This is a genomic window from Wolbachia endosymbiont of Tribolium confusum (assembly GCF_020405475.1).
Lineage (GTDB): Bacteria > Pseudomonadota > Alphaproteobacteria > Rickettsiales > Anaplasmataceae > Wolbachia.
In genome coordinates this window covers 165490-178198 of the sequence record NZ_JAIZNT010000001.1, presented here as the reverse complement: position 1 = coordinate 178198, position 12709 = coordinate 165490, and the positions used below count along the sequence as shown (strand labels likewise).

The 12709-nt window shown below is 32.4% G+C and carries 13 protein-coding genes; 2 read left to right on the top strand and 11 right to left on the bottom strand.

Translation table 11 applies throughout. The features are described from left to right. Positions 1-408: 408 nt before the first annotated feature. The 6 genes from LEM02_RS00820 to rseP all read right to left on the bottom strand — a co-directional run bounded on the left by LEM02_RS00820 (position 409) and on the right by rseP (position 8466). Positions 409-810, bottom strand: coding sequence for a hypothetical protein (locus LEM02_RS00820; protein ID WP_226079314.1), 402 nt, complete (start codon positions 808-810; stop codon positions 409-411). A gap of 85 nt (positions 811-895) precedes the next feature. Next, positions 896-3967 (bottom strand): WPE palindromic element domain-containing protein, encoded by a 3072-nt coding sequence (locus LEM02_RS00815; protein WP_226079313.1) that lies wholly within the window; start codon positions 3965-3967, stop codon positions 896-898. Between the two features lie 45 nt (positions 3968-4012). Next, entirely contained in the window at positions 4013-4444 is a 432-nt protein-coding gene (gene fabZ / locus LEM02_RS00810) for a 3-hydroxyacyl-ACP dehydratase FabZ (protein ID WP_006014455.1), read from the bottom strand. Between the two features lie 4 nt (positions 4445-4448). Then, a complete protein-coding gene (locus tag LEM02_RS00805; RefSeq protein WP_052264996.1) occupies positions 4449-5009 on the bottom strand; it encodes an OmpH family outer membrane protein in 561 nt (186 codons plus the stop codon). Further along, complete coding sequence (gene bamA, locus LEM02_RS00800) at positions 5010-7343, bottom strand: outer membrane protein assembly factor BamA (RefSeq protein WP_226079312.1); 2334 nt, start codon at positions 7341-7343, stop codon at positions 5010-5012. A 7-nt stretch (positions 7344-7350) separates the two neighbouring features. Further along, on the bottom strand, positions 7351-8466 hold the full coding sequence (gene rseP, locus LEM02_RS00795; RefSeq protein WP_226079311.1) for an RIP metalloprotease RseP: 1116 nt from the start codon (positions 8464-8466) through the stop codon (positions 7351-7353). Between the two features lie 99 nt (positions 8467-8565). On the opposite strand from rseP, the gene LEM02_RS00790 reads away from it, so the two are divergent. Further along, entirely contained in the window at positions 8566-8832 is a 267-nt protein-coding gene (locus tag LEM02_RS00790; protein WP_010404229.1) for a succinate dehydrogenase assembly factor 2, read from the top strand. Here LEM02_RS00790 and LEM02_RS00785 read toward each other — a convergent pair. The 3 genes from LEM02_RS00785 to LEM02_RS00770 are packed head-to-tail and all read right to left on the bottom strand — an operon-like array spanning position 8810 to position 11121. Further along, positions 8810-9127 (bottom strand): cell division protein ZapA, encoded by a 318-nt coding sequence (locus LEM02_RS00785; protein ID WP_010404232.1) that lies wholly within the window; start codon positions 9125-9127, stop codon positions 8810-8812. The two genes, LEM02_RS00790 and LEM02_RS00785, sit on opposite strands and share 23 nt — an antisense overlap. Positions 9128-9170: 43 nt before the next feature. Further along, positions 9171-9449, bottom strand: coding sequence for an HU family DNA-binding protein (locus tag LEM02_RS00775; RefSeq protein WP_226079310.1), 279 nt, complete (start codon positions 9447-9449; stop codon positions 9171-9173). Between the two features lie 19 nt (positions 9450-9468). After that, on the bottom strand, positions 9469-11121 hold the full coding sequence (locus LEM02_RS00770; RefSeq protein ID WP_226079309.1) for a 30S ribosomal protein S1: 1653 nt from the start codon (positions 11119-11121) through the stop codon (positions 9469-9471). A gap of 104 nt (positions 11122-11225) precedes the next feature. Between LEM02_RS00770 and trmB the strand changes: the two genes are divergently transcribed. Then, the gene (trmB, locus tag LEM02_RS00765) at positions 11226-11870 is read left to right on the top strand and encodes a tRNA (guanosine(46)-N7)-methyltransferase TrmB (RefSeq protein ID WP_226079308.1); all 645 of its coding nucleotides are present in this window, start codon (positions 11226-11228) and stop codon (positions 11868-11870) included. Between the two features lie 41 nt (positions 11871-11911). Here the strand turns inward: trmB and LEM02_RS00760 are convergent, their stop codons facing one another. Both LEM02_RS00760 and LEM02_RS00755 read right to left on the bottom strand, forming a co-directional pair. Continuing rightward, positions 11912-12103: a hypothetical protein gene (locus tag LEM02_RS00760; RefSeq protein ID WP_226079307.1), complete on the bottom strand. Its 192-nt coding sequence runs from the start codon at positions 12101-12103 to the stop codon at positions 11912-11914. Then, positions 12079-12600 carry a pyrimidine dimer DNA glycosylase/endonuclease V gene (locus LEM02_RS00755; protein ID WP_006013204.1) on the bottom strand — a complete coding sequence of 174 codons (522 nt, stop codon included), beginning with the start codon at positions 12598-12600 and terminating at the stop codon, positions 12079-12081. The genes LEM02_RS00760 and LEM02_RS00755 overlap by 25 nt, the downstream gene beginning before the upstream one ends. Between the last annotated feature and the right edge of the window lie 109 nt (positions 12601-12709).

The window sequence follows — 12709 nt, the reverse complement described above, 5'->3', positions numbered from 1 at the left end:
CACTCGTGCATAATTTATTTTTAATTTGTGCACGAGCGTTAGTAAATTATTTACTTTTTGAAATAAAGTTTGGCATCACTTTAGTATCTAGAATTTCATTAAGTCTGTCAGTTGAGAGTTATTTACTCGCTTTCTCTTCAGTATTTGCATAAATATAATGGAGCTGCCAGTTTTTAATGCACTCATTCGACTTTTATGCTCTTCGCAATATCTGATTCTATTAAAGAATTCTTCGTTAATTTAGTTTTTTATGTTTTTTGGATAATGATATAGATAGGTTCCGCTAACACGTAGCGGAATATTAAATTGTTTAGCTATAGATCCCTGTATCAAGCACTGTAATGACGGCATTCGAGTAGAGATAATGGAACCAAGAAAGCTCTGAGTAGCTGTATAATGAAAATTAGATTATATAAAAACCTCTGACAACACATTCTGTGTTGTATCATTGTCCATAACTGTGTAATCAATATTATATTTATCGAATTCATTGTGCATCCTAGTTAAATGTCCTTTATCATGATCCAAAAGAACACTTACGTAGCTCAAGCTATCATTAAAAAGATCATTATAAATTACTGGAAATTGAACTGTGTAGGATGTTGTACACTCATCTTGACCGTTATTATCTTTACAAAGGGACATTTTTCCTGTTTTGCCAGTATCATCTTTAGTAGAAATAAGAAATTTCATACCTACGTCTTCGTTTTTTGCTATAAACTCCTTACACTTTCTACTTTTTGCAGAACATGGTCCTATAGCTATAGAGTAGCTTTCTTTTGGAAGTGTGAATATTAACTGATGTGTCACAATACTACCTTAATAAAAATCATTATTGTAGTATAGATTTATTAATAAATAATATACATTATGGTATAATTAGTACAAAATAGGTTTAACCAATCTCAGTAGGACTGCCAGTTGGACCCATAAGAATTATTTGTTCACCTTTTTTAAAACATTTACATAAATTAGTGGAACCGCCAGTTTCAAGCACAATAGTGGAAATAAATCCTTTTTTTTTGTCTACTTCAGTGCCGGTTACTGCTATACCTTCCATAGCAAGGTTTGTATTATTGGCTTTTCTGCTATTGGTTTCAAAATTTTGCAACCTAAAGAATTGTCCAGGTTTAAAATTCTTTGCCGCAAGTGGTGCTTTGATCACTATTTCCACAACTTTGTTTGTTAAATATTGAACTTTTATAACCTTTGCAGTGAATTGCTCTTTGATTTTTTTGAAAAATTCTTTGTTAGTTAGGTGTTCTGATATTATTCCAGTGCGTGACGCTTTAGCGTGCAAATGCTGCAATTTGTAGGTAATTCGCATAGCAGTTGGTGTCGTGCAAATAGCTGACACTGGAATCCAGTTCTGACTATATAACCATCTGGTGTACTCATTCAAAATTAAGTTTTCTGGATTCCAGTGTTTGGGCACTGGAATGACATCTTTTTTGGTGAAAGTTACTCTTATATTACAACATTCATACAATTGTGCATATGACTCCGAGATTCTAGCCGGAATGATATAAGTGAAGCTATTAACTCTATTCAAAAGCTGAGAAATGATAGGGTAACCATTCTTAGCGCTTGCCATAGCTTTGACTACACTGCCGCTATACGAGGGATGAAGATCACCAAAAAAGCTAATTGTTTTATTGCCTTCCTTATATACTAATATTCTATCTTTATCTCGCATCTTAGGAGAAAAGATAGGATCTATTTCTTTTCCCGATGAATTCAAATGAGTAAAATATCCGTTACTTAATTTAAAATGCTTTTTATCTTCTGTTGCAATAACTGTATTTGGCTTAGTACCTGCTGCTATAAAAATAGAACGTGCTTTTATATGCTTGATTTCATCAGATTTTGTGTCTATTAGTTTTATTGATTCAGCGTGGTTATATTTATCTGTTACAACTTCAATCGGCTCTAAGTTTTCAATAAAGTAAATCCCTTCTGATAGTGCATTTTGCACCTCTTCGCTATTTAATCGATAACTTGGTGAATCTTTTAGCTCTTTTCTATATACAATTTTCACTCCCCCTAGACTTTGCATTAGTTCCAATATTTTTGCTTCTCTATTCTCTTTTTTTGCTGATTCTTGCTCTTTTCGGATCAATTGTGCATGCGATATCAGCTCATTTGCAAGTTCATATTCCTCTTCTTTCCAATCTTTTTCGACATATTTCTTTCCATACTTATCAACCAATATTTCATAACGAAGAAGAAATTTTTCTACTTGAATCGGATAGTAAGCTAAAACTTCAGTAGCAGTATCAATTGCAGTGAGTCCTGCACCTATGACAACTATCGGCATACGAACTTGCAGATTTGCTATAGAATCAAATTTAAGAGCGCCAGTCAGTTGTAACGACATAAGAAAGTCAGATGCCATGCGCACTCCACGGGCTAGTATGTTTTTTATTTTGATCATTCGTGGCTTACCAGAGCCAAGTGCCAAGGCAATGTGATCAAAACCCAAGTTAAATGCGTCATCAACAGTTATCGTACTGCCGAAACGAATGCCTCCATAAAGTGCAAAATTCTCACGTCTTTCCAGCAGTAATCTAATAATCTTTAAGTAATTTTTATTCCACCTAGAAGTAATGCCGTATTCTGACACTCCACCAAACCCATCTGCCGTGCGTTCACTCAATTTTTCGTGTTCAAAATCTTTAATTAGCTGTAAATTATCGATCAAAGGTTCAATCTTTAGTCCATCAATGGCGATAACGTTATGCCCATCGTTTAATAAATGATGAGCTAAATTAAAACCCGCAGGACCAAGGCCTACAACTAGGACGTTTTTTCCAGTGTTTCCTTTTGGCAATGGACGCTGAAAATTTAAAGGATTCCAGCGGCTAAGCAGAGAATATATTTCAAATCCATACGGTAAACTAAGCACATCATCTAGAATCCTTGTTTCAATTGCTGGCACATTTACGGGTTCTTGTTTTTGATATATGCACGAATTCATGCAGTCATTGCATATTCTGTGTCCAGTAGCCGCACATAATGGGTTATCTATCATCACAATTGCAAGACTTGCTATGCTGTATCCTTCGCTTTTTACCAGATTCATTTCTGATATTTTCTGCTCTAGTGGGCAGCCGTGCAGCTCAACTCTAAGTGGAGACTTTTTGAAAGTGTTGTCATCATTGATTAGCCCCTTTGAGCAGTTGTCCTTACTTTGCTTATGACAAAATATGCAGTAGTGAGCATTATCTAGTGCTTTATTCAAACTCACCTTTTTGCTTGTTAGATCAAAACCATATCTTCTTTTCACCTCATTTGAATACAGAACCTCAACCTCGTCTACTTCTTTTTTCAAGAATGATACGAGATTTTCGTAATCAATTTTCTTATGTATGCTAAATAGTATACTCTGTTTATTTTTCACTCTCCAAACTGCATATTGAGCCGCAAGTTCTATTTCTTCTTTGTGATCCTCTTTATTTTCAAGCCAACTCATTACCTGCTCAGAAAAGTTTTTTTCTGTTGTCGGTAAAGTAATGAAACTATTTAATTTGTTAGTGACATAATCAATATTTGCTACATCAGTGTATTTCTTCAATGCATAACGCTGAACAAATAATCTTTTGCATCTGTATATTACAGCAAAGTCATTGTGTTTTTCCTTTAACTCTTCTACTTCTTTTTCAATATTGAAAAATTTTGCAATAAATTCATCAAGTAAATGTGAGAGATCCATTATTAACTGGCTATTACAACCATCTTTCATCCAAGCTGGAATCCATCCTTCTTGTTTTCTGGATCCCAGTGTCAAGCACTGGGATGAACACTGGGATGACATCGAAGAAGAAGCTGCTTTTTCTCTTGCTTCAACTAATGAATAAAACAAGCTTTCATCGCACGATTTTATGTAATCCAAAAACGCCTTATCTAACTTTATTAATTCACTACGAGTGTATAAGTTTGAAAATGAGATTTTGAAATTCAGTTGCATCTTTATACTATACAGTGTACATACTGTTTCTTATAGATGAAGATTTTATTTATCTTGCAGTTTTGCTAAGATTGTTGCTCCTGCAACCTCTTCTTTTCCAACAGATGCAACACACTTAAATTTGTATACACCTAAACGCAAACCTTCAAAGTTAGATTGAAGAATTAAGGTATCTCCTGGAGTGACTGGCTTTCTGAATTTTGCGTTTTCAATGGACATAAAGTATACAACTTTATTTTCTACTGTTTTTTTACCGAGAACACATATAGCAGATGCCTGAGCTAAAGACTCAATTATCAAAACTCCTGGCATTATCGGATGGCCAGGAAAATGACCAATAAAAAATTGCTCGTTGAAAGTCACGTTTTTAATTGCTTTTATACTCATACCAGGATCGCATTCTATAACCCTATCTACTAAGAGAAAAGGATAAGAATGTGGTAGTATTTTTATAATATCATTGATATTACATTGCATAAGTCTATTCAATGTTTTGCAAAGCAAATTCGGGTATTTCCTTGTTTACATTTTTTAATACTACATCCGATAAATCTACTTCATCCATAGAGTATAAAACTTGATTCTTTTTTGAAATAAATAGTACCAAATCTATGTTGTTTTTTTCTGCTGTTTTTTTAGCAACTTCTTTTATCTTGTTAAAGACACTTTCTACTGCTTCTCTATAATTTTCTTCTAAATGTGACATTTTCTTAGCGTAATTATCCCTAACACTTACAGTATGCTTACTAAATTGTTCTGTCTTTTCTTTTTTTGCTTCTTCTGACAAAAGGTCAAATTCTTCTTTCGATGGCTTAAATTTTTCTAACTCATTTTCAAATTCCTTCTGTAATCTAGAATTCTGCTCCTTTATTTGTTGTTGTATATTTTGCAGAGCCAGAGATTCATTGATAACCTTATCACTATCAATAATGGCAGCCTTTGTATTAAGCGTGCTCTGAGGTTGATACCCTACAAACTTATACCCCACAAATAAGGAAATAATTAAGGCAATAACTGATGTAAATAACTGTATATATTTCATTTAAATCCCCGCTTCAATAGAAATTTTAACGTTTGTCGATGGTATTATGTCATAAGCTTCCTTTACTAAAGGAAACCCAAAATCTAATCTAATTCTACCAAAAGGAGAAGGCATTGAAAAGCCAAAACCTGGTGATACTCTTATAAGCTTACTATCGTAATATTTCCCACTATATCCCTTCTTTTCATCTAAACCAAAAAGTGTTGCATAGTCAACAAATAGTGAGCCTTTGATACCAGCATAGTCGTATAATTTAGATAGTGGAAAATCTACTTGCTGTGTTAAATTAAAATAAGTTTTGCCTCCCAATGAGCTTTGATTTTTGTCTTCTGCTCTTGGTCCAATGCCGGAAAGGTCAAATCCTCTAATCTCATTGCCACCTTTAAAGAAGTGCTGGCCAATGTTGAGCTCTTTATTAGTATAGGAAAAAATATGACCTGCTGCTACTTTAAAGCGCAATGTTATATCATCATCAATTTTGCTTAATATAGGGTGTGTATAAAAAGATAAGAATTCAGATTTTAGGAAATTTACATTTCCCCATAATCCTGAAATATCCTGACTTAAACGCAATAAATATCCCTCTTTAGGAGTATAGAGGTTATCCAGTTTATTGTACGCTAACGTGTATCCCACTGATGAAACCTGATACTCACCTTCTTGATCTCTTATTATCTCAGAGATATCCTCATCTTTTCCACCCTTATTGTCCATGTGTATGTGATTATACTTATAAGAATATTGAAAGGAATTGGTTAGATTTTCTGAGATTTTATATGATACTTTTGCTATTCCTCCCCAGTTGCAGGTATCGAAAGTAGTGTTTGGTTTGTCTTGTTTTTCATAAAAAATACTCATGCCTAGTGAAGTATCAGAATCGTTAAAATTATTTTCAACAGCGTCTATACTAGTAGAAAGAACATATTGACTTTTTTCAAGAGCAAAAGATACCTCTTTACCACTACCAAATAAATTACGATCTGTGAAATCGGTTTTAACAAATACTCCACCAGGAAGAGACATGCCACCTGTTAAAGATAACGAGGCAGTTCTTTTTTCTTTGACATTTAAATCAAGATTTACTGTATTTTCATCCACTATATAACTATTTATTTTTACTGTTTCAAAAAAATCGCTATATATAAGTTTTCTACGTGATTTTTGAATCTCAGATGTGTTATATGCGTCGCCTTCTGCCATGCTAAGTTTTCTTCTAATTACTTTATCTAAAGTGCGGTCATTGCCATCAATGGTAATTTGGTTTATATAAATCTTTTTACCTGGTAGCACTTTGTAAGTTACATCCACAATATTGTTATGTTGTGTATATTCTGGATTAACTTTTGCAAATATATATCCTTTTTCGTTTAAATGTTTACTTATTTTTTCTGCTGTATTGTTAATTTTAACTCTATTAAATATTTGATTATTTTCCTCTTTGATAAATTCTAATATTTCTTCCCTTAAACTTAAATCCTGAATCTCAGTTTCAATATCAACTTCATTATTTCCAAATAAGTATTGCTGCTTTTCATCAATCAAAAAAGTTAACTCTATTTGGTTGTTATTATCAACCTCAACAATTGGTTGGATATTATTTTGAATATACCCCCTAGATAAATAGAAGCGATCAAGCAGTTCTGTGTTAATCAGTAGATATTGAGGTGAATAATGAGTTCCGCTTTTAAAAATAGCTCTAAATAACTTACTAAATATATCATTGCTATACCTTTTGATAACTTGCTCTAGCTCATTTGCTGAAAAGTTTTTATTGCCTATGAATCGTAAACTCTTAATTTTAGAGGTTCTTCCTTCTTTTATCTTAAAAATTAGGTTGATTCTATTGCTACCAAGCTTATCTAGCTCATATACAATTTTAACACCAATTTTACCGCTGTTCCTATAAAGAGTAACTAGATTTATTAAATCGTTTTGTAATTTTGTTTCAGTAAAAATAGTTAGTGATTTTGACTGGATAACGTTATTTAGCAACTCTTTACTATTAAATAACTTATTGCCCTGCAATATTACTTTGTTAATCAGTGGATTCTCATGAATTTTTACTACTAAATTTTTTTCATCATCCATATATGCGTTAACACTGGTAAATAACTTTGTTTTATATAAACTTTTTATAACTGAATCTATATCATCATCATTTATATAGCTACCTGGTTCTAATTTTGTATAAAACCTTATTGTTTGATCACTTACTCGCTCATTGCCAATATACTTTATATCTTTTATCTGCACTTTTTCCTTACTTTCTAGAGCAACAAGTAAAGTAGGAAAAGAGATAAAGATTATTATTAGCATGTGGAATAATTTTTTCATACGTATCTTAAAAAAGATGCCTAATATCATTTGTGATTGCAACTGCCATCAACAAAAACAGTATGGTAGCACCAAAAGTGGCTGCATATTTTTGATATTTCAAACTCAAATCTCTACGTATAACTGCTTCTATAATATAATGAAATAAATGCCCACCATCTAGTAGTGGTATTGGCAGCAAGTTAATTGCAGCTAAATTAGCTGAAATAATTGCCATAAAATATAGAACCATAATAAGTCCCTTTTTAGCTGATTGCCCTGAATATTTTGCAATTTTTATTGGCCCGCCTATTTCATTTATACTTCTCTTGCCAATAACAATTTGAAAGAGTGCTTTGATTGTTAAACACATAGTGTGGTAGGTTTCACTCACTGATAGGCTAGCAGCTCCAAGAAAAGATGACTGTTTTAACCCCATCATATTAATTGAGGTAATTCCTATAGTTTTTCTTTCTATTATGTTGCCAAAGATATCTCTATCCTCAACTGTAAACGGAGTTAGAATAGTTCTGTACTCTTCGTTATTTCTGCTATACTTAATTTCAATTCTTGTTTCAGGATTTGACATTATCACGCGTGAAATATCTTCAAAGTATTTTATTTTATACTCATTGATCTGTGTAATAGTGTCACCTGGCAACAGGCCAGCTTGCTTCGCTGCACTTTCTTCTATTACATTACCAATTACCGGTGGAGTACGATAATAACCTGCCACGCTGAAAAATATTGTGAAAGCTATAACGGTAAATATCATGTTTGCAAAAGGCCCTGCAAAAACTATTGCTGCTTTTTGATATCGAGGTTTTGTATGGAATGAGTATAATTTTTCTTCTTCAGTTAATTTTTGTTGATCAACAGGAACGCTTGCTGCATTAGTATCCCCTAACATTTTAACATAGCCACCCAATGGAAAGGCACTTAATTTCCATCTAGTTCCAGACTTGTCGTTAAAACCAAAAATTTCAGGACCAAAGCCTATAGAAAAAGATTCAACTTTAACCTTGCATGCTTTAGCGACAATATAATGCCCACATTCATGCACGAATACTATAATAGAAATTATTAAAGAAAACGATAAAAAATAATATATTCCAGCGCTAAGTTGATGAGAAATTAATTCCACCTATGTTTTAAATCTTAATCAAACGTTGAGTATATTAAAATGCGCCTTGCTTGACAAGTATTTAGTTTAGTCTTTAAATTAAAAAAAAGTTTGATGACAATGATAGATATCTCCTTATTAAGAAGAAAACTGATGTATAGGAGTTGGCATAGGGGTTGTAAAGAAACTGATATACTTTTAGGGCATTTTGCATTGAAATATCTTGATAAATTTTCCTTAAGTGAACTAATTGAATACGAAAAAATAGTTGATCTTGATGATTGCGAATTATATTGTTACATAACTCGTAAGAAACTTCTCCCCCCTGATTTGAGTAGTGAGGTAGTCGATTTGATTGCTTGCTTTAATCACTTATGCACCCAATAATCTTGTTTACCCTATCTAATACTTCAGCATATTCTACTCTTTTTTCCTCCCTATACTTTTTGCATTCTTGATTTATTTCGTCTAATCGCTTTGTTAATTCTAAAATTTTGTCTTCGAGAGTCAATGCTGCAAGTAAGAAATTTAATGCATCTGAGCCCTTACCTCCAGTTCTTTGAGATATGGAGCTAACTAACTTGTTGAAGCTATTAGCAAGTTGTAATAAATGGTCCTTCTTTTTACTTTCGCAAGATATTTTATATGTGTTATTATGTATAACTATTTCTACTACTTGCATATGATGCTATATTGTACAACTTTCAAATTTACAATATAGATTTTCATTCATTTATCAAGAGGGATAACTTTTTACTGCTACGAAAATAAGTTTTAAAGTATTGATGTTTTGCAACCTTCTGTGACGTCAAATTACTTGCTTCTTTCAAGTTATAGCTTCTAATTGAAAAAGAACCAAACCCCCTGATTTCAACTCTATTATGATATTTTAACGTGTTTGAAAACACTCGAAAAAAACTATCAACTATGGCTGCTATAATGACCTTATCTAACAAACGGTGTTTTTCTGCCACTTTTGCTATTATATCAGATTTCGTTGCCATTTATATGAAGCACAAGAAGTTATTTGGCAGATAATATTATATTATATTTTTCAACACCTACTACTTCAACTTGTATTTTTTCTGATATAGAAAACTTTTTATTTTCTGGTAAATGCTCTTGATCTACTAAAAGGGTTACATTGTTCTCAATTTCAACGATTAGACCATTTTCCTCTCTCTTATTTACAGTAACCTGCATTTTATCCCCTACTTTAACTTTCTCTATCAGTTCTTCAAGAGGATCATACTCTATTTGCTTTACTCCAAGATAAATTCTTGTTCGATCTACGTTAGCCCTTATCACTTTTGCTTCTATTTCATCACCTACATTATACTTTTTTATCTCATCTGAATTGTTTTTCGACCAACTTAGATTTTGCATATAAATTATTCCTTCTACGTCCTCAGATATCTCAGAATCATCAAAAGTCACAGATATTTGTGAACCATTGTTGCTTTTAACTTTACCAGAAACAATAGAACCAAGAGGATATTTATCAATAAATACTTGCCAAGGATTCTCTACGCACCTTTTTGTGCTTAAACTCATCTTATTTTTAATAATGTCAATACCGAGAATTTTTACATCCACTTCTTGTCCTATTGTTACAAAACTACTAATTGGTAAATTACTCTTGCTCCAAGTTATTTCTGATGAGTGTACCAAACCCGCAATCCCAGGTTTAATCTCAACAATGAATCCACAATCTTTTATACCCGTTACACATCCTTTGTGTACGCTGTTAATTGGACATTTTGACTCTAGATCTTGCCAAGGATTGTCTCCTAATTGTTTTACACCCAGGGAGATTTTTCCATTTTCTCTATCTATTTTTATAATTTTAGTTTTTATATGCTGACCACAAGAAAAAATTGCAGATGGATGACTTACATTACTCCAAGAGATATCTGTAATATGTAGCAGTCCATCTATAACTCCCACTGTATCTGATTCATGAATGCCAACAAATGCACCGTAGTGAGTGATGCTTTTTATTTTGCCTTCTACTACATCACCTTCATTTAAAGATTCTAAAAACTTAATTTTTTCACCAGCATGCAATTTCTCTAATACCAGCTTCCTTGATACTACAATATTCCCCTGCTTCTTATCCATTTTAAGAACGATGAATTTTTGTTCAGTTTCAATAAGGTGATTAGCATCTTTTATTTGCTTCAAATCCACATGACTCAGCGGTAAAAACGCACTTATTCCATCACCAAGATCAACAATAAAACCGCATTTAATTGAGCGTTTAATGATTCCTGTTACTTCATCTTTTGTAACTGCGCTTTCTTCCAATTTATTCCATTTTTCGTCTCTGATTGCTTTCTCACGACTAAGAACAACATTACCATGGTAATCTTCAATTCTTTCAACATAAACTCTAATTTTCGAACCAACAGTGATATCATCATTAAAACTGAGCTCCTTAATCAGAATTCTTCCGTCTGACTTTAAACCAACATCAACCACAATATCATTAGAATTTCTTCTTGTGATTATACCTTCTACCACATCTCCTTCTTTGATTTTGTTAGCAAAAGAATCTTCACAAAAGTCATTATCTTGATTATCAAATTGATCTTGAAATATCCCTTCTATGAACCTATTTGATAATAGCCTCCTGATAGCAACTATATTTTCCATACCTTTTAACTTTAACTTCATTAGAACTCATATATTATATAATATTAATAATTTAGTGACAAGTAAATTCTCATTAATTCATTTCGAGAATTGTTTAAGCTATAAAAGATTAAGTTATGTAAGATATGTTATCTAGGAATAATAATTGGATTAGGTCATTTTCCAGAAGATCTAGGTTGAAGTTGAATGTTCTGGAGAAGTATTCTATTAAAAACAGCAAGGAATCTATAAAAAAGATCGTAGACTTACAAAAAAGAATACGGGTAGAAATAGGTTTCGGTAATGGTGAAAATATGCTCCATCAGGCATTCAATGAATCTGATCTATTATTTATAGGATGTGAGCCTTATTTAAAGGGGGTCTCTTCCTTGCTAAAAAGCATAGAAGCACACAGCATAAAAAATATTTTAATATGGACAGAAGATGCAAGAGAATTAATTGCCAATTTTCCTGACAACAGTGTTGAAAAATTCTTTATTCTCTTTCCAGATCCATGGCCAAAAAGAAGTCACAACAAAAGACGGTTAATTAATACGGAATTTTTAAATTTATTAGCAAAAAAAATACTTGTCACAGGGGAAATATTTATTGCAACTGATCATCAGGATTACGCAGAGTGGATAGAGTTACATATAAAGCAGTGTAATTCTTTAACCTACAAGGAAGATAGTTTTGCAAATTATACTCTAACAAAATACCACAGAAAAGCGCTAGAATATCAGCGTAAAGTAAAGTTTTTTAAAGTAAGTGTTATGTCTAAAACGACTTAGAATTTACCTCTACTTGTTAGTACAGATGTGTACATGACACTCTACAGTGCAAGCAGCCCATCATGTACTGGAAATAACAGTTTACTGAATTCTTTAATCTCACAAATAGAAAGATCAATAAACTTGATAAACATCAACATTATCAGCCAGCATTGCTTTTGTAGCTTCAATTTACCTTTTTTATGACCGATTTGGATAATTTTATAACCTATAGCATTTTGTCTAGCAACCAATCTGGTGCTTCTCTACCTTTTTCCCACTTAGCAAATCTCATCTTTTCTTTTAGGTAATATTCTCTATATGCTTCTATTGGGTTACTACATTTATATCGATCAGGTAACGCTTGTGTAAAAGCTTGTATATCAGCTGATCGAAATATTAGCAAATCCTTGTTATTATCGCACCAATCTATAACTTCTTCGGATTTATGCGTTCTTTTGTATCGCAAGCTATATTCTATACACAATTCTTTTCCATGTTTTATTAACCAATCAAAGTTTCCTTTTGATTGTCTAGCCCATAAAGAACAAGGATGGTTTTTGTGAGTAAGTTTATATGGAACTTCTATATTCTGGTTTGTAATGCTGACTAAAGGATTTGGCTCTTTTAATGCTATTGAAAAAACACTGCTAAGCAATTGAGCAGTTTCTAGCGGCATTTTTACTATGTGCTTATCGCATAACATTTGTGCTGCAGTTACAGGATTTTCGTCTAATATAAAGATATTCATCTAAGCACCCAGAGATAGAATTTTTGCGTAGTATTTATTTCAATAAACCCTAAAATATCATTTAGAAAATGGATAAGTTAAATAAGCTCAGTTAAAAAAATTATACACA

Bases quoted from the DNA above. Each gene is read 5' to 3' on its own strand.
- trmB (WP_226079308.1), top strand. From the start codon at position 11,226: ATGTTATCTAGGAATAATAATTGGATTAGGTCATTTTCCAGAAGATCT.
- LEM02_RS00785 (WP_010404232.1), bottom strand. From the start codon at position 9,127: ATGCAAGTAGTAGAAATAGTTATACATAATAACACATATAAAATATCT.
- LEM02_RS00755 (WP_006013204.1), bottom strand. From the start codon at position 12,600: ATGAATATCTTTATATTAGACGAAAATCCTGTAACTGCAGCACAAATG.
- bamA (WP_226079312.1), bottom strand. From the start codon at position 7,343: ATGAAAAAATTATTCCACATGCTAATAATAATCTTTATCTCTTTTCCT.
- LEM02_RS00815 (WP_226079313.1), bottom strand. From the start codon at position 3,967: ATGCAACTGAATTTCAAAATCTCATTTTCAAACTTATACACTCGTAGT.
- LEM02_RS00770 (WP_226079309.1), bottom strand. From the start codon at position 11,121: ATGAAGTTAAAGTTAAAAGGTATGGAAAATATAGTTGCTATCAGGAGG.
- LEM02_RS00790 (WP_010404229.1), top strand. From the start codon at position 8,566: ATGATAGATATCTCCTTATTAAGAAGAAAACTGATGTATAGGAGTTGG.
- LEM02_RS00775 (WP_226079310.1), bottom strand. From the start codon at position 9,449: ATGGCAACGAAATCTGATATAATAGCAAAAGTGGCAGAAAAACACCGT.
- fabZ (WP_006014455.1), bottom strand. From the start codon at position 4,444: ATGCAATGTAATATCAATGATATTATAAAAATACTACCACATTCTTAT.
- LEM02_RS00805 (WP_052264996.1), bottom strand. From the start codon at position 5,009: ATGAAATATATACAGTTATTTACATCAGTTATTGCCTTAATTATTTCC.